Source organism: Ruegeria sp. AM5 (assembly GCF_056540645.1).
Genome location: NZ_JBQFXC010000010.1, coordinates 1 through 26,041 on the forward strand (window position 1 = coordinate 1; position 26,041 = coordinate 26,041).

The following is a 26,041-nucleotide window of genomic DNA, read 5'->3' on the forward strand; positions in this document are numbered from 1 at the left end:
GCCGCGCAAAGCGCGGCGCCGGGCCCAAATTCCGAAAGTGGAATCGGCGCAGCCGATTCCATGTATCGGGTGCAGGAGTGTTCGCTCACCCGCAGTGCTTAGACCTGACGGACGGCACCTTTTGCGGCACTGGTCGTCAATTTGGCATAGGCTTTTAGCGCGGTGGACACTTTACGCTTACGTGGTGCAACGGGCTGCCAGCCCTTCTCGTCCTGCTCTTCGCGCCGCGCGGCCAGGTCTTCGTCGGAGACCGCCAGATGGATGCTGCGGTTGGGGATGTCGATCTCGATTTTGTCGCCGGTTTTCACCAGCCCGATCTCGCCTCCTTCGGCGGCTTCGGGTGAGACGTGTCCAATCGACAGGCCGGACGTGCCGCCCGAGAAACGACCGTCAGTCAGCAGCGCGCAGGCTTTGCCCAGCCCCTTGGATTTCAGATACGAAGTCGGATACAGCATTTCCTGCATTCCCGGCCCACCACGCGGGCCTTCGTAGCGGATCACCACCACGTCACCTTCCTTGACCTTGCCGGTCAGGATGTCATTGACAGCCTGGTCCTGGCTTTCGCAGACATAAGCTGAGCCTGTGAATTTCAGGATGTTCTCATCCACACCCGCAGTTTTCACGATACAGCCGTCGCGCGCGATATTGCCGAACAATACTGCCAGGCCGCCATCCTGGCTGAATGCGTGCTCTTTCGAGCGGATCACGCCGCCTTCGCGGTCAGTGTCCAGCTCCTTGTAGCGGTTCGACTGGCTGAAGGCTTGTGTAGTACGCACGCCGCCGGGCGCCGCTTTGAATAGGTCCTGAGCCTTCGGGTTGTTGGCGACTTTGATGTCCCAGTTGGCAATTGCTTCGCCCATGGTGCCCGAATGCACTGTATGGCAATCCTCATGCAGCAAGCCTGTGCGGCTGAGTTCACCAAGGATCGAGAAGATGCCACCAGCGCGGTGGACGTCTTCCATGTGCACGTTTTCGATGTTGGGCGCGACTTTGCACAAACAGGGCACTTGGCGGCTCAGGCGGTCCATGTCGGACATGGTGAAATGCACTTCACCTTCGTGCGCGATGGCCAGCAAATGAAGCACCGTATTGGTCGATCCACCCATTGCGATATCCAAGCTCATGGCATTTTCGAACGCGTCGAACGTGGCGATTTCACGCGGCAAAAAGCCTTTCTCGTCCAGATCATAGTGGCGCTTGGTGATCTCGACGATGCGGCGACCAGCTTCCAAGAACAACTCTTTACGGTCGGCATGTGTGGCCAGGGTCGAGCCATTGCCCGGCAGCGCCAGACCCAGTGCTTCGGCCAGACAATTCATCGAGTTCGCGGTGAACATGCCCGAGCATGAACCACAGGTTGGACAGGCGTTTTCTTCAATGTGTTGCACCTGCTCATCGGTAAATCGATCATCCGCTGCGGCAACCATCGCGTCGACAAGGTCGATCTTCTTGGCGTCCAGATCGGCGATGTCGATCTTGCCCGCCTCCATAGGTCCACCCGAGACAAAGATCGCAGGGATGTTCAGACGCATGGCCGCCATCAACATGCCGGGCGTGATCTTGTCGCAGTTCGAGATACAGACCATAGCGTCCGCGCAGTGGGCGTTAACCATGTATTCAACAGAATCCGCAATCACCTCACGCGAGGGCAGCGAATACAGCATCCCGTCATGGCCCATGGCGATGCCATCATCGACCGCGATGGTGTTGAACTCTTTGGCGACACCGCCAGCGGCTTCAACCTCACGCGCAACCATCTGTCCCAGGTCCTTCAGGTGGACGTGACCGGGTACAAACTGGGTGAATGAGTTGACGATGGCGATGATCGGTTTGCCGAAATCGTCGTCTCCCATACCGGTGGCGCGCCACAGGCCGCGGGCACCGGCCATGTTACGGCCATGGGTGGAGGTTCTGGATCGGTACATTGGCATGATGCTGTATCCCTATTGCCCAAACTGCGATATTGGGTGTGTACGTTATAGCGCACGTATCATATGTACGTTATAACGCACAAGACAAATCGCAGGGCGCGGCTATGGAATCGGACGAACTAACGCTGAAACTAAGGGATGTGCGGGCGGCATCCGGGCTGAGCCTGTCAAAAGTCGCGGAACTCACCGGGGTCAGCAAAGCTATGCTGGGCCAGATCGAGCGTGGCGAATCAAGCCCGACCATCGCGACCCTGTGGAAGATCGCGAAGGGTTTCCAGCTCCCGCTGAGTGCATTGATTGGTACTGCTGCAATGCGTGACACGACAGATGCTGATGTGTTCAGTACCGTGAGATTTCCGGGAAGTATCGAAGTCAAGATTGTCTTTCCTTTTGATCCCGCATTGGGGGCCGAAACATTTCATGTCGAGTTGTCACCCAATCAAAGCCACGAATCTCCGGCCCATGCAGCAGGCGTAACCGAAGAGGTTTTTGTTCTGAGCGGAGCTTTGGACGTGCTGCGAAATGGAAATTGGGTTCCGCTGCAATCCGGTCAAGGGTTGCGATTTTCTGCGGATGTGCCGCATGGATACCGCGCTGGTGATCAGGGAGCTGCTTTTCTAAATATGCACCACTATTCGCAACCAGCGGAAGTTTCAGAATAGGAAAGCCCCATACAATGACCGCACTACTGGACAGTTTGACCGTCGTCGATGCCATCGGCTCATTCGGGGCTTTGATCGTTGTTGCGGCATATTTTGCGACCCAGATGCGAGTGATGAACTCGGAGGATCTAGCCTTTCCGCTGGTGAATCTTATCGGTTCGGTGCTGATCGTGCTCTCACTGCTGCAGAACTTCAATCTGGCGTCGATGCTGATCGAAGGCTTCTGGATCATCATCAGCGTTATTGGGATCATCCAGTATTATCGCCTGCGTCGTTTGCGATAAATCCAGTGTGGTCGGGACGCTAGCGCTATCCAGCCTTGAACCTGCATCCTGCCAAGTATAGGGAAAGCCCAAGCTCGCTTAGGGGAGGCATAGATGCAGGACGATCCAAAAACCCTCGTTTCTACCGAATGGCTTGCCGCACATCTCAAGGATCCGGATCTAAGGATTCTGGATGGGTCGTGGTACCTGCCGCAGCAAGCGCGAGACGCCAAGGCAGAGTATGACGCTGCCCACATCCCTGGTGCGCGGTTCTTTGATATTGATGAGATATCCGACCATCGTTCCGACTTGCCGCATATGGCACCTCCGGTCGAGAAGTTCATGTCGCGCCTGCGCGCGATGGGCGTTGGCGATGGCCATCAGGTCGTGGTCTATGATGGTGCGGGGCTGATGTCGGCGGCGCGGGTCTGGTGGTTGTTCCGTCTGATGGGACAGGACAATATTGCCGTTCTGGATGGTGGACTGCCAAAATGGCAGTCCGAAGGGCGCGAGATCGAAGACCTGCCCCCCATTATTCGCGACCGTCATATGACGGTGCGGGTTCAGAACCACCTTGTCCGCGATGTGACGCAAGTTTCATCAGCCGCGAAGCTTGCGGATCACGAGATCATCGATGCCCGTTCGGCGGCCCGTTTCTTCGGGACCGAAGCTGAACCGCGCGAGGGGTTGCGCTCGGGTCATATCCCAGGCTCGCGCAACGTGCCTTTTGGAATGCTGTTGAACAAGAATGGCACGATGAAGTCGCCCGAAGACTGCCGCGCGGTTTTCGAAGATGCCGGCGTCGACTTATCGAAACCCGCGATCACATCCTGTGGCTCTGGTGTGACTGCCGCAATTCTCAGCCTTGCATTGGAACGCATGGGCAAGAAAGACCACGCGCTTTATGACGGCTCCTGGGCTGAATGGGGTGCCTTCCCAACCCTGCCCGTCGCAACCGGAGAGAACTGATGTTCGAGAACCTTAAACCGCAGCCAGCAGACAAGATTCTGGCGCTGATGCAGATGTACCGCGACGACCCACGTGATCAGAAGATCGATCTGGGCGTTGGCGTCTACAAGAACGCCGAGGGGGTCACTCCGGTGATGCGCGCGGTGAAAGCAGCTGAAAAGCGTATTCTCGAAGAGCAGGAGAGCAAGGCTTATACCGGTCTGGCTGGTGATCCAGCCTTTGCGGACGCGATGATCGACTTGATCCTCGGAACTTCTGTCCCGCGTGGCAACATTGCAGCCGTAGCCACCCCCGGTGGTACCGGTGCCTGTCGTCAGGCGTTTGAGATGATCCGTATGGCCAACCCCACCGCGCGTGTTTTCGTGTCGAACCCCACATGGCCAAACCATTTGTCGATCCTGAACTATCTAGGGATCGAGACAGTCCAATACCGTTATTTCGACGGAGAATCTCGTGGCGTCGATTTCGACGGTATGATCGAGGACCTGAAAACTGCCAATGCAGGCGACGTGGTTCTTCTGCACGGCTGTTGCCACAACCCAACGGGTGCCAACTTAAATATGGTGCAATGGCAAGAGGTCGTGAACCTGATCAACGCGCGTGGCCTCGTCGCAATGATCGACATTGCCTATCAGGGCTTTGGCGACGGTCTGGAAGAAGATGCGCAGGCAACCCGTCTGGTCGCATCGTCAGTGAAGCGCTGCCTGATCGCGGCGTCTTGTTCGAAGAACTTCGGCGTCTACCGCGAACGCACCGGCCTGCTGATGGCGATCAGTGACGATCCGGCACAGACTGCACTGAACCAGTCTACGCTGGCATTTCTGAACCGCCAGAACTACTCATTCCCGCCTGATCACGGCGCGCGGGTGGTGACGACGATCCTGAATGACGATGCTCTGCGGGCAGATTGGGCGACCGAATTGGAAGATGTCCGCCTTTCCATGCTGGGCCTGCGTCAGCAACTGGCTGATGAGCTGCAGAGCCTTAGTGGATCGGATCGATTTGGATTTATCGCCCAGCATCGCGGCATGTTCTCGCGACTGGGGGCCGCGCCAGAACTGGTTGAAAAGCTGCGTGCCGATCACGGCATTTACATGGTCGGTGACAGCCGTCTGAACATCGCTGGTTTGAACGCCAATACTGTGCCCATTTTGGCGCAGGCGATTGTCGATGTCGGCGTCTGAGCGATATCTTTGAATGAAGGAAAACCCGGGCGCGAACGCCCGGGTTTTTTTGTTTTTACTTGGTTGGCTATTAGCCCTTGGAGAATTCCGGATACGCTTCCATACCCAGTTCAGCCATGTCGAGGCCGTTGATCTCGTCCTCTTCGCTAACACGGATACCTACGGTGGCCTTCAGGATCGACCAAAGGATAAGTGCAGCACCAAAGGTGAAGACACCATAAGCAATGATCCCGGTCAGCTGAGTGATCAGGCTGGCTTCGCCATAGAAGATCACGGCGATGGTGCCCCAGATGCCAGCGAACAGGTGGACCGGGATGGCGCCGACTACGTCGTCGATCTTGAACTTGTCCAGCATCGGAACCGCGAAGACCACGATGATACCGCCCACAGCACCGATCCACAGAGCGCCGAACAGGGTTGGGGCCAGCGGCTCAGCAGTGATCGACACCAGTCCCGCCAGCGCGCCGTTCAGCACCATGGTCAGGTCGGGCTTTTTGTACAGCAGCTGTGTCATGATAAGGGCGGCAACGGCTCCGGATGCAGCAGCCATGTTAGTGTTGGCAAAGATGCGCGATACGTCCGAGACATCTCCTACAGTGCCCATCGCCAGCTGCGAGCCACCGTTGAAGCCGAACCAACCCAGCCACAGGATAAAGGTACCCAGAGTGGCCAGAGCCAGGTTCGAACCAGGCATCGGGTGCACTTTACCGTCCTTGTACTTACCGATGCGCGGCCCAAGGATGAGGGCACCTGCTAGAGCCGCCCAGCCACCGACCGAGTGCACGATGGTCGAACCAGCGAAGTCCGAGAAGCCTGCTTCGGACAGCCAACCACCACCCCACTGCCACGAGCCCGAGATCGGGTACATGATGCCGGTTAGGACAACAACGAAGGCAAGGAAGGGCCACAATTTGATCCGTTCAGCCACCGCACCGGACACGATCGAGGCGGTCGCTGCGACAAAGACCAGTTGGAAGAAGAAATCCGAACCGATTGAGGCGTAGTCAAGCGCCGCAGCATCTGCACCGACACCCACTGGGTCAAGCACGGTGGTCGAGAAGAACGGGCCCAGCCAGCCAGAAATGGTCCAACCATCACCGGGGTACATCAGGTTGAAGCCGATCAGCCAGTACATGATCGCGGCGATTGAAAACAGCGCGATGTTTTTGGTCATCTGCATCGCGACGTTCTTTGAGCGCACCAGCCCGCCTTCGAGCATGGCAAAGCCTGCAGCCATGAAGAACACCAGGAAACCGCCCATCAGGAACAGCAGCGTGGTGAAGATATATTGGGTGTGTTGCGCGGGCTCTCCGGTAGCGGCCTCTTGCGCAAGACCCATCTGCGGCAGTGCGACGATCGCAGCGGCAGGGATGAGAGATTTCATCAGGTTCATTGTTAGTCCTCGAGTGATTGTGAGTAAGCGCGCTTAAAGCGCCTCTTCGTTGGTTTCCCCGGTCCGCACGCGCAGGGCTTGCTCGACATCGAGGACGAAAATCTTGCCGTCACCGATCTTGCCGGTCTTGGCGGTTGTGGTGATGGTTTCGACGATCTGGTCGGCCATGGTGGCGGGCACCACGATCTCAAGCTTGATCTTAGGAACGAAATTCACGGCGTATTCGGCACCGCGATAAATCTCGGTGTGACCCGATTGCGAGCCAAACCCTTTGATCTCAGTCACCATCATGCCGCGCACGCCTGCATTGGTCAGTGCTTCGCGCACCTCCTCAAGCTTGAACGGTTTGATTGTCGCAATGATCAGTTTCACGTCTTTCCCCTCTACTACTCCGGGCGGCCCGGCATTTTGCACCTGCAGAAAAATGCGCGACAGAGGTTCAGATGGAACGTTTTCGGAGGGTAAATGAGGGTAAAAAATCAGCAATTATGCACAATTTTTGCACAAAACACGCTATTTGGTGAAAATATAGGCAAACTTGTGAGGGGAAATACGGGTATTTCACACCTCTACATGGCCGTTCCGGCGGGGTATGGTGCCCCAAAAGCATAACCGGGCAGAGTTTGAGCATGACTGAGTCCAACCGTCGCAAATCGCGCCTTGTCGCGGATAAAAGGTACCCGACCAAAGGCCGAAAGCCTGCGGCGACCAAGCGGGCTGCAAAACCCGCTGGTAAGAAGTCGACGGCCCGAAAAGCCGCTCCGCGCAAAACGGCGCGGAAGAAAACGCGGCGCAGTTCTGGTGGGAAGGGCGGTGGCATTTTCCGCCGGCTGTTCCGCTGGTTCTGGCGCATAATTTGGGGGATCAGTTGGAGGGTCGGCGCAGTGGCGGGGTTGCTGTTGGCGCTGGCGGTGGGTGTTGTTTACACCTCATTGCCGGATGTCGATGCCCTGCTTGATGGGCGGGCACGTGGTTCGGTGACCTTGCTGGATCGCGACGGCAAGGTCTTTGCCTGGCGCGGCGATCAGTTTGGCGGCGTGATTACGGCGGATACAGTTTCGCCGCATCTCAAGAACGCCGTGATTGCAACCGAGGATAAACGGTTCTACCGCCATTTCGGCGTCAGCCCGCGCGGTGTCGCCAGCGCGGTACGCATCAACCTGAGCGAAGGACGTGGACCGCTGTCTGGTCACGGTGGTTCAACGATCACCCAGCAAACCGCGAAACTTCTATGCCTGGGTGTGCCTTATGAGCCCAGCGAATGGGAGTCTGAGGCTGCATATGAAGCCGATTGCCGTCAGGGTTCGCTATGGCGCAAGGCGAAAGAGGCAGTTTATGCCATTGCGATGGAGGTCAAATACTCCAAGGATGAAATTCTGACGATCTATCTGAACCGCGCCTTCCTCGGTGCGGGAGCCCGCGGCTTCGAGGCCGCCAGCCAGCGGTATTTCGGTATTTCGGCAGCCGAAGTGTCTCCGGCCGAGGCGGCAATGCTGGCAGGTCTATTGGTGGCCCCGACACGCTATGCGCCAACGAACAACCTACAACGTTCACAAGATCGGGCACGTTTGGTGGTTGGGCTAATGGAGACTCAGGGCTATCTGAGCAGCGCGCAGGCCAGCGAGGCCCGCAGCCGTCCGGCGCAGTTATCCGAGGCCGCTGCCGCGCGTGCTGGCGGTTACTTTGCCGATTGGGTCATGGCCAGCGGGCCTGAGTTTTTCACACGTAACACAACCGAGGACGTGGTGATCCGAACCACACTGGATCAGCGCATTCAAACGTCGGCAGAAGAGGCGCTGAAATTCATCTTCCAGGAGAAGGTGCGCGAAGGGTCTAAAGCGCAGGCCGCCATTGTCGTGATGTCGGCGGATGGCGCGGTTCGAGGTATGGTCGGTGGGCGCAAGACCCGTGTTTCGGGGGCGTTCAACCGGGCTACGCAGGCTCTGCGTCAAACGGGTTCGTCGTTCAAACCGTTTGTCTATGCGACGGCCTTGGAGTTGGGATATTCACCGCTGGACACGGTGATGGATGAACCAACGTGCTGGAACATCGCAGGTTCAGGTCAGTGGTGCCCGAAGAACTACACCAATAAGTTCTATGGCCGGGTGACATTAGCAGATGCGTTGAAGAACTCGTTGAATATTCCCGCAGTCAAAGTGGCGGATATCTCGGGGCTGGACAACGTGCGCACGGTTGCCAGTGGTTTCGGCCTTTCAAGTGATCTGGCCGAGGGACTCGCGCTGGCGCTCGGCGCATCGGAAAGCACGCTGATAGAGATGACGGGCGCTTACGCTGGTATCCTGAACGGCGGTTCAGCGGTGGAACCCTATGGCCTGACCGAGTTGAAGCTGCTTGGTGAGACCGATCCAGTTATGATCACGACAACCGGTATCGGTGAACGCGTCATCAACGACAAGGCCGCCAAACAACTGACCTGGATGATGGAGCGTGTGGTCTCTGAAGGTACGGGTGGGCGCGCGAAGCTGCCGGGCTGGCAGGTGGCGGGCAAGACCGGCACGACCCAGGCCGCGCGGGATGCCTGGTTTATCGGATTTACCGCGGACTACGTTACGGGCGTTTGGATGGGGTATGATGACAATACACCGTTGTCAGGTGTCACGGGTGGAGGCTTGCCGGCGGAGATATGGAAAGAGACCATGCTGCGCGTGACAGAAGGGATGACGCCCACGCCGTTGCCCATGTTGGCGCCGGACCCACCGGTTAGAACCGCGCAGCCGCAGCAACAGCGCCGTAAGAATCAAACCGGTTTGGACCGTGCGATCAACAACCTGCTAAACAACATCTTCGGAAACTGACGAACAAAAAAAGGCGGTGCGCTGGGCACCGCCTTTGCTAGTCTGAATGATCGTAAGATCAGACGCTTTCGTCTAGCGCTGCCAGAATTGCATCACCCATTTCGCTGGTCGAAACCGGCTCAACCCCTTCTTCGGCCAGCAGGTCAGCTGTGCGAACGCCGTCGGCCAGAACCTTCTCGATCGCCGCTTCCAGACGATCCGCTTCGTCGCCCTGATCAAAGCTGTAGCGCAGTGCCATGGCGAAGCTGAGGATACACGCAATTGGGTTGGCCTTGCCTTGACCTGTAATGTCCGGGGCCGAGCCATGAACGGGTTCATACATGGCCTTAGGGCGGCCATTCGCCATCGGTGCGCCCAGCGAGGCAGACGGCAGCATGCCCAAAGACCCGGTCAGCATCGCTGCGCAATCGGATAGTACATCTCCAAACAGGTTGTCGGTGACGATCACGTCAAACTGTTTGGGCGCGCGCACAAGCTGCATCGCGCCGTTGTCTGCATACATGTGTGACAGCTCGACCTCGGGGTATTCCTGACCGACACGTGTCACGACCTCGCGCCACAGGATGCCCGATTCCATCACATTCGCTTTTTCCATCGAGCACAGTTTCTTGTTCCGGCGCATCGCCAGCTCAAACGCGGAACGTGCTGCGCGTTCGATCTCGGATTCGGTGTAGCGCTGGGTGTTGATGCCGACGCGCTCATTGCCTTCTTCAAAGATGCCGCGCGGCTCACCGAAGTAGACACCCGATGTCAGCTCGCGCACAATCATGATGTCGAGGCCAGCGACCACATCCTTCTTTAGCGAAGAGAAATCCGCCAGCGCGTCGAAGCACTGAGCTGGGCGCAGGTTGGAATACAGGTCCATTTCCTTGCGCAAACGCAGCAGTCCGCGTTCGGGTTTCAGGCTGAAATCCAGATCGTCATACTTAGGGCCGCCAACAGCCCCCAGCAGAACAGCGTCGACCTCTTGTGCCTTGGCCATGGTCTCATCCGACAGGGGCTTCCCGTGCGCATCATAGGCAGCGCCGCCGACCAGATCCTCGCTCACGTCAAATTGAAGACCGCGATTGGCGCCGAACCAATCGATGATTTTGCGCACTTCGGCCATAACTTCCGGGCCAATTCCGTCTCCGGGCAGGATGAGGAGCGAGGGGTTGGTCATCGACAGTCTCCTTGCGTTTTGTCGCACAGGCCCTAGCGTTTGCGGCGCATCGGGTCAATGAGACGAACCCATCAAATCACGAGGAAACCACATGCTGACACCCGGAAATCCGGCCCCATCGCTAAAAATCGAAACAGTAAGCCATGGCACCTTTGATCTTGAGCGCGACACTGGCGAAAACGGAACGCTGGTGATTCAGTATCGCGGTCTGCATTGCCCGATCTGCGTTCGCCAAATGGGTGAGGTCGAGGCTGCGCTGGATGAATTCGCCGAGCTGGGGGTTGAGGTGATCATGATCACCACGGATACCGACGAACGTGCGGCCGAGACGGTTGAGAAGGCCGGAGTGTCGAAGCTGCGCGTAGGATACGGCCTGTCCATGGCCGACGCGCGGGATGTCTGGGGCCTGAACATCTCGGTGGCTCGTGAAGGTAGTGCCGAGCCAGCGTTGTTCGCTGAGCCGGGACATTTCTATATCAAACCTGATCAGACCCTCTATTACGTCTGGCAGCAGACAACGCCTTTTGCGCGACCGCCAATGTCGGACATCGTCGGCGGTTTGAAATTCACCTTGGCCAATAACTATCCTGCGCGCGGCACCTATACCGGCGCGCTGTAGGCGGTTTTAAAGCCGGGCCTTCAACCCGTCGGCCAGCAGATCCCAGACTCTGCGAATGCGCGGGGTCTGTCGCATCGCCTGAGGGGCAGCCAACCAGACCGGCAGCACCGGTATCTCGACATCAATATCTAGCACGTCGACCAGAGGATCGGACTGCGCGATGCTGAGTTGGCTGAAGCCCACCCCACACCCTGCGCGGATCAATTCCCAATAGGCAGTCTGGTTGTCGCATCGCGTGACAAAGCTGTCCCGGCTGGCAGGCCAGCCCTTGTTCCGCATAGCGGTGATAATGTCTTCATTGGTGTCAAATCCCACAAGGTCGTGCTGCATCAGCTCTGTCGGCGTTGTTGGTCGCCCCGCACGATCCAGATAGCTTTGGGCGGCGCAGAAACATAACGGCACCTCGCCGATATGCTTTGCCACGATGTCGACCTGTTCGGGCCGATACATGCGCACGGCAATATCGGCCTCGCGGAATAGCAAGTTTTCGCTGGCATCCGAGGCGACCAGATCAAGCTGAATCGCCGGTTCTGCCTCACGGATTGCGGCAAGTATCGGCGGCAACAGGTGATGCGATACAAATACCGAAGCGGTGATCCTGACCGACCCTTCCAGCTGTTGCGCCTGACCCGCTGCCGTCAGCCCCAGGGCATTGACTGCGCTGTACATCTGCTGCGCCATTGGCAGCACTTGCTGCCCCACCTCGCTGAGCGTCAGTCCACGCGCGTGACGATCAAACAGCGAGACCCCCAATTCTTCTTCCAGCGCATGCACCTGACGACCAAGCGTCGGCTGGCTGCGACCCAGTTGCTTTGCGGCTGCGGATAGTGAGCCGGTTTCGGCAACCGCCAGAAAGCTTTGAACTAAGGACCAGTCGGATAGTTGGAGTGTTTTAGCCATTCAAAAACGAATACATAATCTGCGATTTTTCGCAATTTCCAAAACATCGTGAATGAATAGATTGATCCGGAACGGAGGGATCAATGCCACAAACGGTACTTATTCTCGGGGCCACCGGTCGATTTGGACGCAACGCTGCAAGAGCCTTTTCGGATGCGGGATGGATTGTGCAAAAGTTTGATCGACGCAGGGAGGAATTGCGCACGGCGGTACATGGAGTAGACGTCATCGTGAACGCCTGGAACCCGCTTTACCCCGACTGGGCGGAGCAGGTGCCAGAGTTGCATCGTCAGGTAATCGCCGCTGCATCAGAGCGTGACTTGACGGTCATTGTCCCGGGGAACGTTTATGTTTTCGGTGCGGATACGCCCGGCCCCTGGTCGACCAGGACACCGCATCTTGCGCGAAATCCGTTGGGACGCATTCGGATCGAGATGGAAGAGGCTTATCGCGCCTCGTCGGTTCGGACCATCATGTTGCGGGCAGGTGATTTCATAGATACCACGGCCTCTGGCAATTGGTTCGATCAGATTCTCATCAAACACTTGCGGCGCGGGCGCTTTGTGTATCCCGGCAATCCGGATATCGCGCATGCTTGGGCCTATCTGCACGATTTAACTCGCGCTGCTGTGGAATTGGCAGAAATGCGCAGCCTGCTACCGCGTTTCTGCGATGTCCCCTATGCTGGATACACCTTGACCGGCAATGAAATGGCATTGGCGCTTTCGCAGGTTGCGGGGCGTGAACTCACCCTTAAACAGATGGCATGGTGGCCTTTGCATCTGGCCCGCCCGTTCTGGCGTATGGCGCCTCATTTGCTTGAGATGAGGTATCTATGGAATACTTCTCACCGGCTGGACGCACGCCTCTTTGATGCTCTGCTCCCGGAATTTGCGCAGACCGACCTAAATGACGCGTTGAGGAACGCCGTGTCTGAACCTATGCAATATGAATCCCGCCAGCGATTCGGCACAGTCATACGGTCATGATCGAAGCCTATTCGTCGAATAGATCGACCCAGACAAGCCGGTGACGGCTTGCGGCGACGGCCGCGTCACGGGATGTGGGTTCCGGCCAGTAAATGCCCGCATCGTGCACACGCCAATCCGCCGAAGGTAGGACATAATCAACTCTCATCTCGCCAACGCCCTTCCACAAAACTGTTGAAGTTGACCCCGCAGGGTCAACAGGCATCGGATCCTGCAGATGCGGATTGGCCAGAAGATCACGGATTGCCGATTTGCGACCCTCGCCTTTGTAAGGATCCTGGTTCGCATCACCTGCGATGACAAAACGGCCTGTAGGTTTCTCACCCAGATCACCGTTCAGCAGAAGCGACCAGAGCCGAATTTCATCCCGGTTGCGCAGTCCGTTCCGATCTTCAGGTCCATCAAAGACAGGCGGGCTGGCGTGAAACGTCATCAGGTTTAGGCGACCACTCGGGGTGTCGACCGGAACGACCCAATGCGATGTAGAAGACAGCCGCTGAACAGCCTGCGCTTGTGGTGATGGGAAGGGCTCTCCATCCTCGGCTGGCAGCTGGGCATCCGGCAAGTCGCGCCACCGCATCTGGGTGAATGACCGCACTTGATCAGTAGCGATAGGATAGCGGGACAGCACTGCCAGCCCATTCTGGCCGGTGAACCGCCCCCAGCCTTGTGCATCGCCCGGGCCGCCCGTCTCGCCGTCCCCATCCAGATCCAACGCGGTTTCGATCCCGGAATTGGGTTGCTCGGCATAACTGTATCGATAATCCAAGCCGTTGCTTTTCAGCGCCTCGACCAGCGCAGCAAGGGCAAGCCCGTCTAAATCCCAATCGATGCCTTGCAGCGCGACGATATCGGGACGGGTTGTCATCAGCACCTCGATCACCGCAGCGACCTGAGGGTCGTTCCGCCGAATATCACGCAGCAACAGGCCGGGACCTTCGCGACTGAGTTCTGTATTGAAACTTGCGATGCGCAATGTCTCTGCCTGTGCCGTAAACGGCAACAGCAACAGAACCAGCAGTCGGATCATGCGATCTGAGTTGACTCGGAAGTTGAGTATGCGCGGCGCTTCTCAACGATCAGGCCGGCAATGCGCAGTGTCGCCATACCTCGCATGATCATGCTGGCAGGCAGGAATGCCCATGCGCAAAGCGTCCAGATCAATGTCTGCGGATTGCTGAGCGCGATCGGCGTGATGAAAGCAGCCATCAGTTTGATCAGGGCGGGAATCAGGAAAGGCAGCAAAGCCCCAATTGCGATGTTGAGCCGCCCGTCACGCTGCAGACGGGTGACCACATCACCACCCTTGGTTGGGTCAAACAGCGGTAGATTGGTCCAGACGTTGAACGCGCCGTTGCCTGTTGGCCATCCCCGAAGCTTTACTGCATAGGCAAAGCTGGCGATGGTAACCAAGGCCGCGACATAAGCGACGCTGGCGGAGATACGCACCAAATCTACGAGGGGCTGGCTGGCATCGGCGGGCAGCATCAGAACCACAAGACGAACGGGGGAGTAGGGGAAATCCACCACATTCGCGACCATCAGGCCAACTGAATAAAACAGGCCAGTAAGTTCCGAGGGGGCATAGGCGTTCTTGCAGATCAGCGTCAGGAAGGTAACCATCGACATCAAACCGACAAAGCGCAGCCTGTTCACAGGTGGTGCGTCACGAAATTCGATAAAGCTTGGAAAGGCCGAGTTGTATTCCGAGAAAGTCAGGATAAACGCAAGGATCGCCAGAAAGACGACAATCTCAGTCCCATTCGACGTCGATGTAGGCAGGTACAACGCAGGGGTAAGCACCATAAGTGCTACCAATAATCCACGTATCGCCGCCCCCGTTGTGCGTGCAATCACAATCCGAACCCTTTTTCAAACCGGCGTAGTCGATTCTGTGCCGACTTATCGTCCAACTTGTGCTCACCGCTCGTTCGTTGGCGGCTACCTCATGGGAGCCAACTTTGCCGATAAGCGGTATTTCGCTCAAGCCAATGAGCAAATAACACGCAATTTCGGGCAAAATGATGGCGCAACTGGTGCGGGATTGCATCAATTTCGACGCAAATCCGACGTGTATCTCAAATTGATACCTACATGTTGTGGTGCACTGGGTTTTTGCCCCAAGAATGCGAACAGGGCCGCGCTTGCGACCCTGTTAGGTTGAGTATCAACAGATTCGCCCCCAGAATCATACCCAGGGGCGGGCCTGACTCGCATGATCTTCGAACTTATCGATGTGATGGTCTTTTTCCATCGTCAGGCCAATATCGTCCAGACCGTTCAGCAGGCAGTGCTTGCGGTGTGGGTCAATGTCGAACTCGATGACCATGCCATCCGAAGTGGTAATCTGCTGATCTTCCAGATGCACGGTCATGCGGGCGTTTTCACCCTTGTGCGCGTCATCCATAAGAATCGCGTGATGCTCTTCTTCGACTACGATTGGCAGGATGCCGTTCTTGAAGCAGTTGTTGAAAAAGATGTCGGCGAAGCTGGTCGAGATCACCACCTTGATACCGAAATCCTTGATCGCCCATGGCGCATGTTCCCGCGACGAGCCGCAACCGAAATTGTCGCCAGCCACCAGAATCTCGGTGTTGCGATAAGCGGGTTTGTTCAGAACGAAATCTTCGTTCTCGCCGCCATGATCGTGATAGCGCATCTCATCAAACAGCACGACACCCAGGCCAGAGCGTTTGATGGTTTTCAGGTGCACTTTGGGAATGATCATATCGGTGTCGATATTGATCAGTGGCATTGGGGCGGCCACCCCGTGGACTTTTTCGAACTTTTCCATTTCTACACTCCTGCGGGGTAGGGCCGCGCCCGTGCTCCGCGTTTAAGCTTCTTTCGCTTCCGTTGTTTCGTCCTTGGGTGCGTTCTTGACGAAGAACGCCATGAAGACCAATCCGAACCCGTTGAACAGCATCTCAATGCCCAGGAAGATCCCTAGTATGCTCAGCAGAGCAGCCGGTTCCTTGCCCACATAGGTCCAGATGATGCCGGCGAGGATGATCGACAAGATGCCCGAGATCATCGTGGGCCAGAAAAACTGCGTTCCTTTCATCTGGAACGACAGAATGACCCGCGCGATGCCGCCTGCCATAAACAGGATCAGCATCACAGTTGCCAGCGTCAGCGTGCCCTGCAGCGGGTGATCCAGAAAGGACCAGCCCAGAAACAGCATGACCGCACCCATGATGAGTGACAGGATCTTGTTGCCAGTGCCTTCAACCGTGAAGCCACCAACGATCTGCATTCCGCCCGCAATCAATAGCAACACACCAGTTACTACTGTTACGGCAACGGACGCCACGACCGGTGCGCCCAATACGAACACCCCGAATGCTATGGACAAAAGTCCAAGCAGTAGCCATTTGACCCAATCACTCATGTTAGTCTCTCCATCAAATATCTAGATATGAGAGACTCTTACATCAATTCACGGACGTCTGTCAGCCGTCCTGTGATTGCCGCAGCGGCAGCCATTGCGGGGCTCAGCAGATGGGTACGCCCACCGCGACCCTGACGGCCTTCGAAGTTGCGGTTCGAAGTCGCGGCACAGCGCTCGCCCGGTTGCAGCTGGTCGGGGTTCATCGCCAGACACATTGAACAGCCCGCGAGACGCCACTCGAAACCGGCATCTTTGAAGATCTCGGCCAAACCTTCTTCTTCGGCCTGTGCACGCACCAAACCCGAACCCGGTACGACCATGGCGCGCATGCCGTCCTTGATCTTCTTGCCTTTCAGGATTTCCGCCGCAGCGCGCAGGTCTTCGATCCGACCGTTGGTGCAAGAGCCGATGAAAACGGTGTCGATTTCAACATCGCTCAGCTTTTGACCGGCTTCCAAGCCCATATACTCGATCGAACGGCGGGCCGCGTCGACTTTACCGCCTTCGAAATCTTCGGGATGCGGTACGGATGCGGTGATCGGCAGCACATCTTCGGGACTGGTGCCCCAAGTGACGACCGGCGCGATATCTTCACCACGCAGCGTGATGACTTTATCGAAATGCGCATCTTCGTCGGTGTAAAGCGTCTTCCACCAGTCCATCGCGGCTTCCCACTGGGCACCTTTCGGCGCATGGGGTCGGCCTCTGACATACTCGAACGTGGTCTCATCCGGCGCGATCAGGCCAGCGCGGGCACCGCCTTCGATGGCCATGTTACAGACGGTCATGCGCCCTTCCATCGAAAGATCGCGGATCGCTTCGCCGCAATATTCAATCACATAGCCGGTGCCGCCAGCAGTACCGGTCTCGCCGATCACAGCCAGAGTGATATCTTTGGCGGTTACACCCGGCTGCAGTTTGCCAGTGATTTCGACCTTCATATTCTTGGACTTCTTCTGGATCAGAGTCTGGGTGGCCAGAACGTGTTCAACCTCGGACGTGCCGATGCCGTGGGCCAGAGCGCCGAATGCACCATGAGTCGCCGTGTGGCTGTCGCCGCAAACAACGGTCATGCCGGGCAGGGTCCAGCCCTGTTCGGGGCCGACGATATGCACAATGCCCTGACGGACGTCGTGCACAGGGTAATAGTGAATGCCGAAATCCTTGGCGTTCTTGTCCAGTGCCTCGACCTGAATGCGCGATTCCGGGTTTTCGATACCATTCACACGGTCCGGCGTGGTCGGAACGTTGTGATCCGGCACGGCGATGGTTTTTTCTGGCGCGCGCACCTTGCGGCCCGCCATGCGCAGGCCTTCGAATGCCTGTGGGCTGGTCACTTCGTGCACCAGATGGCGGTCGATATACAGCAGGCAGGTGCCATCATCGGCCTCGTGGGCGACATGGGCATCCCAGATCTTGTCATAGAGTGTTTTGGGGGACATCGGTCCTCTCCCGTATGTAATGAGAAATAGCTGGCGAGTTGGCTTAGGCCGCCGATAGGCGGGCCAAGACCGTGCGGGCAGCCCCAAAGAACCGTTCACGCAGACGCGCGCGATCTTCCAGATTCTGTTCTTGGGCCACATTGAGTCTCATACGCATCAGATATAACGGGCATTCGTGTCAATCAAGGTTCAATCCCAACCGTCTCACTGCGGGCTTGCATCATCCAGCATCGCTGTCCAAGCTGACCTGCAGGAGAGGTGAATGAACCAGGATTTACTACCGGAGACGCTCTCGGAGCTTTACGCCAACATGACGGCGGCGTTTTCCTCGCAAATTGAAGGTCTGGTCGAGTTGATCGTCACCCCGGGATGGCGGCAGTATCAACTCATCATCATCTTGTTTCTCTGGGCAATTTCATTCTTGCTGAAACTGCTGACGCAGGGCCGATGGGAAACCTGGGCGAGGGCCCGGGTGGGATGGCCGAAATGGCGCTTGCGGATATTGATACAACTGATGCGCCGTCTGACGTTGGTCTATTTTGTGTTGCTGTCTGGTGGGCTTTATCTGGTGATGCAACAGGTCACATGGCCGTCGCGGAGCTACATACTTGGTGTCTTCGCAACGCTGGCTGTTGCATGGCTGGCCATCGCGTTGGTTTCGCGATTGGTGAGAAACCGAACGCTGCGACAAATATTTAAATGGTCTATGTGGGTCTATGCCACGTTGATTGCGTTGAACCTGACGGATGATGTAGCCGGTTTCCTTGATGGCGTCGCCATTTCTATCGGTGATCTTCATATCTCGGCGCTGGGCATCATCAAGGCTGTACTGCTGATTGGCGTCCTGCTGACTTTGGCGCGTGTCGGCACACGCGCGGCTGAGCGCGGCCTTACGAACAATCAAGACATAACACCATCGATGCAGGTTCTTCTGGCCAAGGGTATTCAGGTGCTGCTCTACGGGGCGGTGTTCATGGCGGCGATCCGCACCCTCGGGTTTGATCTGACTGGCATAGCGTTGCTGTCCGGGGCCATTGGCGTCGGGATCGGGTTTGGCCTGCAAAAAGTGGTTTCGAACCTGATCTCAGGCATTATCATCCTGATGGACCGGTCGATCAAACCGGGCGACGTGATTTCACTCGGGGACACATTTGGTTGGATTAACGCGCTGGGCGCGCGCTATGTCTCGGTGGTTACGCGGGATGGTCGGGAATATCTGATTCCAAACGAAGATCTGATTACCAATCAGGTTGTAAACTGGTCGCATTCCGACCGTTTCGTGCGGTTGGATCTTGATTTCGGCACCAGCTACGACGACGACCCGCACAAAGTCCGCGCGACAGCGATCCGTGCCGTCAAGACGGTTGGTCGAGTGCTGAGTGGAGGCAAACATGAACCTGTCTGCCATATCACTGGTTTCGGTGACAGCAGCGTGGACTATGTGTTGCGCTTCTGGATCAGTGATCCGAACAAGGGTCTGACAAACATTCGGGGCAATGTTTTCCTGGCGCTGTGGGATGCGTTCAAGGTCGAAGACATCTCGCTTCCGTTCCCGCAGCGTGAAATCCGCGTATTGGGCGGCCCGGAGGCCGACGCCGAGGTGCAACATCTCGCCAAAGAGTGACTGGATGTGGGGCGCAGCGTCGGCCCTTTCATTGAAATGTTGCAATCCCCTTGTTACCCTATTAGTACCCCGGCGCCGGGGTTTGGCGGCGCGCAGCAAAGGAGGACTATGTCCTGTCTCTACATACACAGGCGGGTTTGCCCGCCGATGATGGGGCCGGTGTAATGGCCCACTCTCAGTCAATCAGCGACAAGCTGCTTGAACGTATCCTTTCCTCACTTTCCGATGACAAGGCCGAAGACGTCGTGCAGATCAACCTGCAAGGTAAGTCTTCTGTTGCGGATCACATGGTGATTGCCTCTGGTCGGTCGACCCGTCAGGTCTCGGCCATGGCGGAAAAGCTGACGGATCGCATCAAGCAGGAATTCGGTTTCACCTCGAAGGTCGAAGGCAAGGATGCCGGCGACTGGGTGCTGATCGATACGGGCGACGTGGTCGTCCATATCTTCCGCCCCGAAGTGCGTGAATTCTATCAGCTGGAAAAGATGTGGCTGCCTCAGGGCGGCAGCGCCTCGGCGAATTGAGGCGCCATCCCGGCCTGTATTGAGGGGCCGGAGGCGAGAGAGACATGCGTATCAGCATCGTTGCGGTCGGGCGATTGCGCGCCGGACCGGAGAAATCCCTGCTTGACGACTATCTGACCCGATTTGACCGGACCGGCCGCGCGCTGGGGCTTGGGCCTGCGCGCGTGATCGAGGTTGAAGACAAGAAAAACGCTGGCATGGGGGCCGAGGCCACCCTGCTGCGCAAGGCGCTGCCCAAAGGTGTGGTGATCTGTACCCTAGATGAGCGCGGACGGGTGTTGTCCTCGCCTGATTTTGCAAAAAAGCTGGGTGGATGGCGCGACGCGGGCCGACAGGATCTGGCGCTGATCATCGGCGGAGCGGACGGAATAGACCCTAATCTGCGGGCGGAGGCTGATTTTTCCCTATCCTTTGGGTCAATGGTCTGGCCCCATATGTTGGTCCGTGTGATGCTGGCCGAGCAACTTTACCGGGCCGCGACCATCCTTTCAGGCGGCCCTTATCACCGGGTCTGACATGGCGCAGCTATTGATCGTCTACCACTCGCGCACCGGCGGCACCCGGCAAATGGCTGAAGCCGCAGCCGAAGCAGCGCGGGATGAAGCGAACACCATCCTGAAAACCGCCGATCAGGCCGGTCCGAACGACTTGCTGGCCTCCGATGGCTATATCTTCTGCGCGCCCGAGAACCTGGCCGCGATCTCTGGGCTGATGAAAGAGTTCTTTGACCGCTGCTATTATCCGGTGCTGGGTCAGATCGAAGGTCGACCCTATGCGCAGATGGTCTGCGCCGGATCAGATGGTGAGAATGCCGCGCGACAGATGGCACGGATCGCAACGGGGTGGCGGTTGAAAGAGGTGCAACCGCCCCTGATCATCTGCACTCATGCGCAAACACCCAAAGCGATCTTGGCCGAAAAGATCATTCCTGAAGAACAACTTGAAAACTGTCGTGAGGTTGGAGCGGCCTTGGCCGCAGGTCTCAGCCTCGGGGTGTTCTGAGGGTCAGTTCAGATCGACCACGGTCGTGTCTTCGCTCCAACCACCGACATTGTCGCGCGCTTGAATTTGCACCTGCGTGGTCCCGTCCGGAATCACCACCCCGCCAAGTGACCGTGTAAAGGGCTGCTCATCGACATGAGGGTGATGCAGCACACGCATCCCCAGCTCGTTCCCCTGCATATCCAGAACACGCCAGCCGTCGGCATAGTCATCCCATCCGGTGTCGGAGTGGCGGATCGTGACTTCGAAGCGCCAGGTATTCCCATTTGATTGGGCCGAAACCTGTTCGACCGTCGGAGGGTCGGCGAATGCGGGGCTGGCCAGTAAGGCGCTGAGAATCAGATATCGCATGGGGTCAATCTATGCGCTCGCGCATGGCATTGCGATCACGACTCTGTGTTTGGTGGCGCAGTCATGATTACGGTGCGTGAATGTGAGGCGAATTCGCGACGATAGAGCACACCGAATGTGACGATTGAGCTTAGGATCAAGGCTACCGGTCCAAGTATCCATGCAATTGAAGCCAACGCAAAATATGTCGCCCGCAACGCGCGATTGAAACTACGAGCCGCCGTGATGCAGATATCAGCGGATTGTGTGGCGCGTGGATAGGCCTGTGGATCATCGGGATCATTTGGAACAGCGGCCATCAGGATTGCGCAATACCCAAACAGGCGATGCGACCAGACAAATTTCAGAAAAGCGTTCGACAGAAAAAGCAGAATAATCAGTATCTTGATTTCCCAAACCATGGCAGGCGCACGGCCGATGGCAAGATCTTCAGCAACCCCAGCAAGGCGTTCGGTATTGCCAAGCAATGCCAAGCCGCCGCCTATTGCAATCATGATTGTCGAAGCGAAGAACGTGCTGCCCTGACGCATGGCCGAGATCACTTGTGCATCGAACACACGCGGCTGGCGCGTCACCATTTCACGCATCCAGACCTTGCGGAAATCATCCATCATCAATGAAACCGATGGTTTCTGAGAGGACGGATTTTCGATCCTCCACCCAATCCCCAGCCATGTCGCGAACAATAGCAAAACGGCTGCATAGTCCAGCGAGGAAAACAGTAATGTGCGGTCGATCCAGGTCATGCCGCGACACTATTGTTGGATTCGGCAACTTGCCAGTCGATAAAATTGGTAATATAATTTTACCAAATGGAGGATCAGCGATGGAAATGCCCAAGCCAAATCCGGATGTCTTAGCACGCAAGCAGGCATTGGTTGCGCGACTACAGCAAGTGCTGCCGAAGGATGCTGTTATCCATGAAGAGGCCGAGACCAGGGCTTATGAATGTGATGCGCTGACCGCCTATAAATGCCCGCCAATGCTGGCTGTACTGCCTTCGACCACGCAGCAGGTTTCTGATGTCTTGCGCATTTGCCATGAACTGGGTGTGCCGGTTGTACCGCGCGGCGCGGGCACGTCATTGGCCGGTGGCGCCCTGCCGACGGCAGATTGTGTGATTCTAGGCGTTGCACGGATGAACGAAGTTCTGGAAATCGATTACGACAACAGGTTTATCAAGGTGCAATCCGGCCGAACCAACCTGAGTGTAACCGGTGCCGTTGAAGAAGAGGATTTCTTTTACGCTCCCGATCCCTCATCCCAGCTTGCCTGCGCCATTGCCGGGAATATCGCGATGAATTCCGGCGGCGCGCATTGCCTGAAATACGGGGTGACGACCAACAATTTGATGGGTGTGACTATGGTCATGATGGATGGCAGCGTGGTCGAAATTGGAGGTGCCTATCTGGATGCAGGCGGGTTGGACCTGTTGGGTGTTATCTGCGGATCCGAAGGGCAATTGGGTGTCGTAACTGAAGCAACGTTGCGCATCCTGCGCAAACCTGAGGGTGCGCGGCCCGTTCTGATGGGCTTTGACGATAATGAAGTGGCCGGTCAATGCGTCTCTGACATAATCAAATCGGGCATATTGCCTGTCGCGATCGAGTTCATGGACCGCCTTTGTATTCGAGCCTGCGAGAATTTCGCCCAAGCGGGTTATCCTGATTGCGAGGCGTTGCTGATCGTCGAAGTTGAAGGATCAGAGGCAGAGATCGATAGTCAGTTGTCGAAGATTATCGAGATCGCCAAGCGGCATAATCCGGTTGAGCTGCGAGAAAGCCAATCGGCTGATGAAAGCGCCCGTATTTGGCTGGGGCGGAAATCGGCCTTTGGCGCGATGGGGCAAATCAACGATTATATGTGTTTGGATGGGACGATCCCGGTCTCATCGCTACCCTTCGTCCTGCGCCGGATCGGGGAGCTGAGCAAAGATTATGGCCTGCCAGTCGGCAATGTGTTCCATGCCGGTGACGGCAACATGCACCCCTTGGTCCTGTTTGACGCCAACAAACCCGGCGATCTTGAGAAATGTGAAGCGTTCGGGGCGGACATCCTGAAGCTTTGCGTTGATGCGGGGGGCTGCCTGACTGGTGAGCATGGGGTCGGCATCGAAAAGCGTGATCTGATGACACACCAATATGAACCACAGGATCTTGAGGCGCAGATGGCGGTGAAAGATGTGTTTGACCCGAATTGGCTGTTGAACCCAGCCAAGGTGTTTCCGCTAAAGGCGTCTGCCACGCGCAGGATGGCCGCGGAATAGATGAGCCTTCCCCATCAATACCCAGAGTATTTGCGAAAAGATGAAGTGCCATGACACCTGAAACCGAGGCTGAACTTGCAGACATCGTTGCCGGCCTGGATGGCCCAGTGCGTATTGCCGGAGGCGGCACGCGCGGCCTTGATGGGCCCGAGCCTGTGCTGAACCTGTCGGGACTGCACGGAATTACACAGTATGAGCCGGGCGCATTGACTCTGGTCGCGCATGCCGGGACTCCAGTGACTGAGATCGAAGCGGCTTTGGAGGCCGAGGGCCAGCAACTGGCGTTCGAGCCGATGGATAATCGCGGTTTGCTGGGCACCACGGGGGAACCGACAATCGGCGGTGTTGTCGCGGCCAACATCTCGGGGCCGCGTCGAATTCAGGCTGGCGCGTGCCGGGATTTCCTGTTGGGCGTACGTTATGTCGACGGGTTGGGGCGGGTGATCAAGAATGGCGGGCGGGTGATGAAGAATGTCACCGGTTACGATCTGGTCAAGCTCATGGCGGGTTCCTGGGGCACGCTAGGGGTGCTGTCCGAGGTCTCACTGAAAGTGCTGCCTAGACCTGAGATTGAGACCACTCTGGCAGTCGGGGCCGCTGATGTAGGAACCGCAGTTGATCTCATGTCCACTGCCCTGAAATCCCCCTTCGAGGTGAGCAGCGCAGCCTATGATCCACTGGGTGGGCAGGCGCTGTTGCGGATCGAAGGATTTGCCGACTCGGTTGCCTATCGGGTAGGTCGATTGCGCGAAATCCTTGGGGGCGAATGCACCGAGTTAGAGAATTCGAGGAACCGCTGGGTCGATCTGCGTGATCTGCGTGCGTTTCAGGATCTGGAAGGTGATGTCTGGCGCTTATCGGTGAAACCCGGCGATGCAGCCAGCCTTGCAGAACGGATCGACGCGGATCGAACCCTATTTGACTGGGGCGGGGGCTTGATCTGGGTATTGGTGCCAAAGGGCACCGATCTGCGTGCACGACTGGGTCACTTTGAAGGACATGCAACGCTGGTACGTGCAGAGGCTGACACCATCGTTGAATTTGGGCGGTTCCAACCAGAGAGCACGCAGATTCAGGCTCTAACAAAGGCAATTCGGAAGAGATTTGACCCTCGGAACGTGTTCAATCCGGGTCTGATGGGGTAGGCGATGCAGACGAAATTTACCGAAAAGCTGTTGCAAGACCCAGCGATTCAGCGATCCAATGAGATACTACGAAATTGTGTTCACTGTGGTTTCTGTACAGCAACCTGCCCGACTTATCAGGTGCTAGGCGATGAGTTGGATAGCCCTCGCGGGCGCATCTATCTGATCAAGGACATGTTGGAGAATGAGCGTGTTCCGGACGAAAAGACTGTCAAGCATATCGATCGCTGCCTATCTTGCCTCGCCTGCATGACCACGTGCCCCTCGGGCGTGCATTACATGCACCTCGTGGACCACGCACGGGAATATATCGAAGACAACTACAAGCGCCCGTTCTCGGATCGGGCTCTGCGCTGGATATTGGCCAGAATCCTGCCTTATCCGTCACGCTTTCGCTGGGCTCTAATCGGGGCAAAGCTGGGTCGTCCGTTCCGGTTTCTGATGCCGGATGCCCGGCTGAAGGCGATGCTGGACATGGCGCCGAGATATATTCCACCGGTTAGTCGCAATGATGACCCTCAGAGCTTTGCAGCAAAAGGCGCTAAGAAGAAACGCGTCGCCCTGATGACGGGCTGTGCGCAAAAAGCGCTCAACACCGACATCAACGACGCGACGATTCGCCTGCTGACCCGATTGGGCTGCGAGGTCGTTGTCGCCGAAGGTGCCAGCTGTTGTGGCGCATTGACCCATCACATGGGTAAAACCGGTGAAAGCCATGCGTCTGCTGCAGCCAATATCCGGGCCTGGACACGCGAAATGGATGGTGATGGTCTGGATGCGATCGTGATCAACACCTCGGGGTGTGGGACCACGGTTAAAGATTATGGGCACATGTTCCGCAGTGATCCGCTGGCGGTGGATGCGGGGCGTGTATCCGCCATGGCGATGGATATCAGCGAGCTTTTGGTGCAGCTGGAGATGCCGGACAGCGACAAGAAAGAACTGGTTGTTGCCTACCACGCGGCGTGTTCATTGCAACATGGGCAAAAGGTTACCTCTTATCCCAAGAACCTGCTGAAATCTGCTGGATTCACAGTGTTAGAGCCTAAAGATAGTCATTTGTGCTGTGGCAGTGCAGGAACCTACAACCTGATGCAGCCTGAGATTTCGGGTCAGTTGAAACAACGAAAAGTGCGCACGCTTGAGGCTAGGAATCCTGATGTTATCGCGGCAGGTAACATCGGATGCATGATGCAGATCGGCTCTGGGACTGACACGCCCGTTGTCCACACAGTCGAGTTGCTGGACTGGGCCACCGGAGGGCCGGAACCGCGCGCATTGCGCGACGGCATGGCTGGGGTACCCCAACTGCGCTGATCGATTGCTGCACTCGCGCATCAGGTCCGGTTGAAATTCATCCAAGGGGCAATTGCCCTATTTTCGCCGCACCAACGGCATACGAATCTTG

The 26,041-nt window shown here is 57.0% G+C and carries 27 protein-coding genes; 14 read left to right on the forward strand and 13 right to left on the reverse strand.

Translation table 11 applies throughout. The annotated features are described in order from the left end of the window. Positions 1-98: 98 nt before the first annotated feature. A complete protein-coding gene (ilvD, locus tag ACR0AH_RS17580) occupies positions 99-1,931 on the reverse strand; it encodes a dihydroxy-acid dehydratase (protein WP_480592996.1) in 1,833 nt (610 codons plus the stop codon). A gap of 104 nt (positions 1,932-2,035) precedes the next feature. Here ilvD and ACR0AH_RS17585 point away from each other — a divergent pair, with 104 nt between their 5' ends. From ACR0AH_RS17585 to ACR0AH_RS17600, 4 genes are all read left to right on the forward strand, one after another. Continuing rightward, on the forward strand, positions 2,036-2,593 hold the full coding sequence (locus ACR0AH_RS17585) for an XRE family transcriptional regulator (protein ID WP_170395136.1): 558 nt from the start codon (positions 2,036-2,038) through the stop codon (positions 2,591-2,593). Between the two features lie 14 nt (positions 2,594-2,607). Continuing rightward, positions 2,608-2,877 carry a CBU_0592 family membrane protein gene (locus tag ACR0AH_RS17590; RefSeq protein WP_480592998.1) on the forward strand — a complete coding sequence of 90 codons (270 nt, stop codon included), beginning with the start codon at positions 2,608-2,610 and terminating at the stop codon, positions 2,875-2,877. A gap of 93 nt (positions 2,878-2,970) precedes the next feature. Further along, positions 2,971-3,825 carry a 3-mercaptopyruvate sulfurtransferase gene (gene sseA, locus ACR0AH_RS17595; RefSeq protein WP_170395143.1) on the forward strand — a complete coding sequence of 285 codons (855 nt, stop codon included), beginning with the start codon at positions 2,971-2,973 and terminating at the stop codon, positions 3,823-3,825. Then, a complete protein-coding gene (locus ACR0AH_RS17600; RefSeq protein ID WP_170664331.1) occupies positions 3,825-5,009 on the forward strand; it encodes an amino acid aminotransferase in 1,185 nt (394 codons plus the stop codon). Before sseA ends, ACR0AH_RS17600 begins: the two co-directional genes overlap by 1 nt. Before the next feature lie 70 nt (positions 5,010-5,079). On the opposite strand, the gene ACR0AH_RS17605 is transcribed toward ACR0AH_RS17600, so the two are convergent. Both ACR0AH_RS17605 and ACR0AH_RS17610 read right to left on the reverse strand, forming a co-directional pair. Beyond that, positions 5,080-6,402 carry an ammonium transporter gene (locus ACR0AH_RS17605; RefSeq protein ID WP_170395150.1) on the reverse strand — a complete coding sequence of 441 codons (1,323 nt, stop codon included), beginning with the start codon at positions 6,400-6,402 and terminating at the stop codon, positions 5,080-5,082. 33 nt (positions 6,403-6,435) lie between these two features. Then, positions 6,436-6,774: a P-II family nitrogen regulator gene (locus ACR0AH_RS17610; RefSeq protein ID WP_039541190.1), complete on the reverse strand. Its 339-nt coding sequence runs from the start codon at positions 6,772-6,774 to the stop codon at positions 6,436-6,438. A gap of 257 nt (positions 6,775-7,031) precedes the next feature. Between ACR0AH_RS17610 and ACR0AH_RS17615 the strand changes: the two genes are divergently transcribed. Further along, on the forward strand, positions 7,032-9,218 hold the full coding sequence (locus ACR0AH_RS17615; protein ID WP_170776368.1) for a PBP1A family penicillin-binding protein: 2,187 nt from the start codon (positions 7,032-7,034) through the stop codon (positions 9,216-9,218). 58 nt (positions 9,219-9,276) lie between these two features. Here the strand turns inward: ACR0AH_RS17615 and leuB are convergent, their stop codons facing one another. Then, positions 9,277-10,380, reverse strand: coding sequence for a 3-isopropylmalate dehydrogenase (gene leuB, locus ACR0AH_RS17620; RefSeq protein WP_480593000.1), 1,104 nt, complete (start codon positions 10,378-10,380; stop codon positions 9,277-9,279). A 91-nt stretch (positions 10,381-10,471) separates the two neighbouring features. Between leuB and ACR0AH_RS17625 the strand changes: the two genes are divergently transcribed. Then, complete coding sequence (locus tag ACR0AH_RS17625; RefSeq protein ID WP_480593002.1) at positions 10,472-10,999, forward strand: redoxin domain-containing protein; 528 nt, start codon at positions 10,472-10,474, stop codon at positions 10,997-10,999. A 6-nt stretch (positions 11,000-11,005) separates the two neighbouring features. On the opposite strand, the gene ACR0AH_RS17630 is transcribed toward ACR0AH_RS17625, so the two are convergent. Next, positions 11,006-11,899: a LysR family transcriptional regulator gene (locus ACR0AH_RS17630; RefSeq protein ID WP_480593004.1), complete on the reverse strand. Its 894-nt coding sequence runs from the start codon at positions 11,897-11,899 to the stop codon at positions 11,006-11,008. 83 nt (positions 11,900-11,982) lie between these two features. Between ACR0AH_RS17630 and ACR0AH_RS17635 the strand changes: the two genes are divergently transcribed. Then, complete coding sequence (locus tag ACR0AH_RS17635) at positions 11,983-12,888, forward strand: sugar nucleotide-binding protein (protein ID WP_480593006.1); 906 nt, start codon at positions 11,983-11,985, stop codon at positions 12,886-12,888. Positions 12,889-12,895: 7 nt separating this feature from the next. Here the strand turns inward: ACR0AH_RS17635 and ACR0AH_RS17640 are convergent, their stop codons facing one another. From ACR0AH_RS17640 to ACR0AH_RS17665, 6 genes are all read right to left on the reverse strand, one after another. Then, positions 12,896-13,918 (reverse strand): endonuclease/exonuclease/phosphatase family protein, encoded by a 1,023-nt coding sequence (locus ACR0AH_RS17640; RefSeq protein ID WP_170734175.1) that lies wholly within the window; start codon positions 13,916-13,918, stop codon positions 12,896-12,898. After that, a complete protein-coding gene (locus ACR0AH_RS17645; protein ID WP_170395166.1) occupies positions 13,915-14,745 on the reverse strand; it encodes a hypothetical protein in 831 nt (276 codons plus the stop codon). Before ACR0AH_RS17645 ends, ACR0AH_RS17640 begins: the two co-directional genes overlap by 4 nt. A 331-nt stretch (positions 14,746-15,076) precedes the next feature. After that, positions 15,077-15,682, reverse strand: a complete 606-nt coding sequence (gene leuD / locus ACR0AH_RS17650; RefSeq protein ID WP_170395169.1) for a 3-isopropylmalate dehydratase small subunit — start codon at positions 15,680-15,682, stop codon at positions 15,077-15,079. 42 nt (positions 15,683-15,724) lie between these two features. After that, entirely contained in the window at positions 15,725-16,279 is a 555-nt protein-coding gene (locus ACR0AH_RS17655) for an HdeD family acid-resistance protein (protein WP_170395171.1), read from the reverse strand. 38 nt (positions 16,280-16,317) lie between these two features. After that, positions 16,318-17,721 (reverse strand): 3-isopropylmalate dehydratase large subunit, encoded by a 1,404-nt coding sequence (leuC, locus tag ACR0AH_RS17660; protein ID WP_480593007.1) that lies wholly within the window; start codon positions 17,719-17,721, stop codon positions 16,318-16,320. Between the two features lie 43 nt (positions 17,722-17,764). Beyond that, positions 17,765-17,878 carry an isopropylmalate isomerase gene (locus ACR0AH_RS17665; RefSeq protein WP_480593009.1) on the reverse strand — a complete coding sequence of 38 codons (114 nt, stop codon included), beginning with the start codon at positions 17,876-17,878 and terminating at the stop codon, positions 17,765-17,767. A 105-nt stretch (positions 17,879-17,983) separates the two neighbouring features. On the opposite strand from ACR0AH_RS17665, the gene ACR0AH_RS17670 reads away from it, so the two are divergent. From ACR0AH_RS17670 to ACR0AH_RS17685, 4 genes are all read left to right on the forward strand, one after another. Next, positions 17,984-19,345 (forward strand): mechanosensitive ion channel domain-containing protein, encoded by a 1,362-nt coding sequence (locus ACR0AH_RS17670; protein ID WP_170408707.1) that lies wholly within the window; start codon positions 17,984-17,986, stop codon positions 19,343-19,345. A 164-nt stretch (positions 19,346-19,509) separates the two neighbouring features. Then, complete coding sequence (gene rsfS, locus ACR0AH_RS17675; RefSeq protein ID WP_039541351.1) at positions 19,510-19,869, forward strand: ribosome silencing factor; 360 nt, start codon at positions 19,510-19,512, stop codon at positions 19,867-19,869. 44 nt (positions 19,870-19,913) lie between these two features. After that, complete coding sequence (gene rlmH, locus ACR0AH_RS17680; RefSeq protein ID WP_170408706.1) at positions 19,914-20,384, forward strand: 23S rRNA (pseudouridine(1915)-N(3))-methyltransferase RlmH; 471 nt, start codon at positions 19,914-19,916, stop codon at positions 20,382-20,384. 1 nt (position 20,385) lies between these two features. After that, positions 20,386-20,871, forward strand: coding sequence for an NAD(P)H-dependent oxidoreductase (locus ACR0AH_RS17685; protein ID WP_170664335.1), 486 nt, complete (start codon positions 20,386-20,388; stop codon positions 20,869-20,871). Between the two features lie 3 nt (positions 20,872-20,874). On the opposite strand, the gene ACR0AH_RS17690 is transcribed toward ACR0AH_RS17685, so the two are convergent. Then, complete coding sequence (locus tag ACR0AH_RS17690; RefSeq protein WP_480593012.1) at positions 20,875-21,222, reverse strand: hypothetical protein; 348 nt, start codon at positions 21,220-21,222, stop codon at positions 20,875-20,877. A gap of 35 nt (positions 21,223-21,257) precedes the next feature. Continuing rightward, positions 21,258-21,968 (reverse strand): DUF599 domain-containing protein, encoded by a 711-nt coding sequence (locus tag ACR0AH_RS17695; protein ID WP_170395190.1) that lies wholly within the window; start codon positions 21,966-21,968, stop codon positions 21,258-21,260. A gap of 80 nt (positions 21,969-22,048) precedes the next feature. Here ACR0AH_RS17695 and ACR0AH_RS17700 point away from each other — a divergent pair, with 80 nt between their 5' ends. Genes ACR0AH_RS17700 through glcF form a run of 3 tightly spaced genes read left to right on the forward strand, consistent with a single transcriptional unit; the run spans position 22,049 to position 25,950 of the window. Beyond that, positions 22,049-23,488, forward strand: coding sequence for an FAD-linked oxidase C-terminal domain-containing protein (locus tag ACR0AH_RS17700; RefSeq protein ID WP_480593015.1), 1,440 nt, complete (start codon positions 22,049-22,051; stop codon positions 23,486-23,488). A 50-nt stretch (positions 23,489-23,538) separates the two neighbouring features. Next, positions 23,539-24,633 (forward strand): FAD-binding protein, encoded by a 1,095-nt coding sequence (locus tag ACR0AH_RS17705; RefSeq protein WP_480593018.1) that lies wholly within the window; start codon positions 23,539-23,541, stop codon positions 24,631-24,633. A gap of 3 nt (positions 24,634-24,636) precedes the next feature. Beyond that, positions 24,637-25,950, forward strand: coding sequence for a glycolate oxidase subunit GlcF (gene glcF / locus ACR0AH_RS17710; protein ID WP_480593020.1), 1,314 nt, complete (start codon positions 24,637-24,639; stop codon positions 25,948-25,950). Positions 25,951-26,041: the final 91 nt, after the last annotated feature.

Bases quoted from the DNA above. Each gene is read 5' to 3' on its own strand.
- ACR0AH_RS17695 (WP_170395190.1), bottom strand. From the start codon at position 21,968: ATGACCTGGATCGACCGCACATTACTGTTTTCCTCGCTGGACTATGCA.
- sseA (WP_170395143.1), top strand. From the start codon at position 2,971: ATGCAGGACGATCCAAAAACCCTCGTTTCTACCGAATGGCTTGCCGCA.
- leuB (WP_480593000.1), bottom strand. From the start codon at position 10,380: ATGACCAACCCCTCGCTCCTCATCCTGCCCGGAGACGGAATTGGCCCG.
- rsfS (WP_039541351.1), top strand. From the start codon at position 19,510: ATGGCCCACTCTCAGTCAATCAGCGACAAGCTGCTTGAACGTATCCTT.
- ACR0AH_RS17600 (WP_170664331.1), top strand. From the start codon at position 3,825: ATGTTCGAGAACCTTAAACCGCAGCCAGCAGACAAGATTCTGGCGCTG.
- glcF (WP_480593020.1), top strand. From the start codon at position 24,637: ATGCAGACGAAATTTACCGAAAAGCTGTTGCAAGACCCAGCGATTCAG.
- ACR0AH_RS17585 (WP_170395136.1), top strand. From the start codon at position 2,036: ATGGAATCGGACGAACTAACGCTGAAACTAAGGGATGTGCGGGCGGCA.
- ACR0AH_RS17640 (WP_170734175.1), bottom strand. From the start codon at position 13,918: ATGATCCGACTGCTGGTTCTGTTGCTGTTGCCGTTTACGGCACAGGCA.
- ACR0AH_RS17630 (WP_480593004.1), bottom strand. From the start codon at position 11,899: ATGGCTAAAACACTCCAACTATCCGACTGGTCCTTAGTTCAAAGCTTT.
- leuD (WP_170395169.1), bottom strand. From the start codon at position 15,682: ATGGAAAAGTTCGAAAAAGTCCACGGGGTGGCCGCCCCAATGCCACTG.
- ACR0AH_RS17625 (WP_480593002.1), top strand. From the start codon at position 10,472: ATGCTGACACCCGGAAATCCGGCCCCATCGCTAAAAATCGAAACAGTA.
- ACR0AH_RS17700 (WP_480593015.1), top strand. From the start codon at position 22,049: ATGGAAATGCCCAAGCCAAATCCGGATGTCTTAGCACGCAAGCAGGCA.
- ACR0AH_RS17685 (WP_170664335.1), top strand. From the start codon at position 20,386: ATGGCGCAGCTATTGATCGTCTACCACTCGCGCACCGGCGGCACCCGG.
- ilvD (WP_480592996.1), bottom strand. From the start codon at position 1,931: ATGCCAATGTACCGATCCAGAACCTCCACCCATGGCCGTAACATGGCC.
- leuC (WP_480593007.1), bottom strand. From the start codon at position 17,721: ATGTCCCCCAAAACACTCTATGACAAGATCTGGGATGCCCATGTCGCC.
- ACR0AH_RS17670 (WP_170408707.1), top strand. From the start codon at position 17,984: ATGAACCAGGATTTACTACCGGAGACGCTCTCGGAGCTTTACGCCAAC.
- ACR0AH_RS17705 (WP_480593018.1), top strand. From the start codon at position 23,539: ATGACACCTGAAACCGAGGCTGAACTTGCAGACATCGTTGCCGGCCTG.
- ACR0AH_RS17590 (WP_480592998.1), top strand. From the start codon at position 2,608: ATGACCGCACTACTGGACAGTTTGACCGTCGTCGATGCCATCGGCTCA.
- rlmH (WP_170408706.1), top strand. From the start codon at position 19,914: ATGCGTATCAGCATCGTTGCGGTCGGGCGATTGCGCGCCGGACCGGAG.
- ACR0AH_RS17655 (WP_170395171.1), bottom strand. From the start codon at position 16,279: ATGAGTGATTGGGTCAAATGGCTACTGCTTGGACTTTTGTCCATAGCA.
- ACR0AH_RS17605 (WP_170395150.1), bottom strand. From the start codon at position 6,402: ATGAACCTGATGAAATCTCTCATCCCTGCCGCTGCGATCGTCGCACTG.
- ACR0AH_RS17635 (WP_480593006.1), top strand. From the start codon at position 11,983: ATGCCACAAACGGTACTTATTCTCGGGGCCACCGGTCGATTTGGACGC.
- ACR0AH_RS17615 (WP_170776368.1), top strand. From the start codon at position 7,032: ATGACTGAGTCCAACCGTCGCAAATCGCGCCTTGTCGCGGATAAAAGG.
- ACR0AH_RS17690 (WP_480593012.1), bottom strand. From the start codon at position 21,222: ATGCGATATCTGATTCTCAGCGCCTTACTGGCCAGCCCCGCATTCGCC.
- ACR0AH_RS17665 (WP_480593009.1), bottom strand. From the start codon at position 17,878: ATGCGTATGAGACTCAATGTGGCCCAAGAACAGAATCTGGAAGATCGC.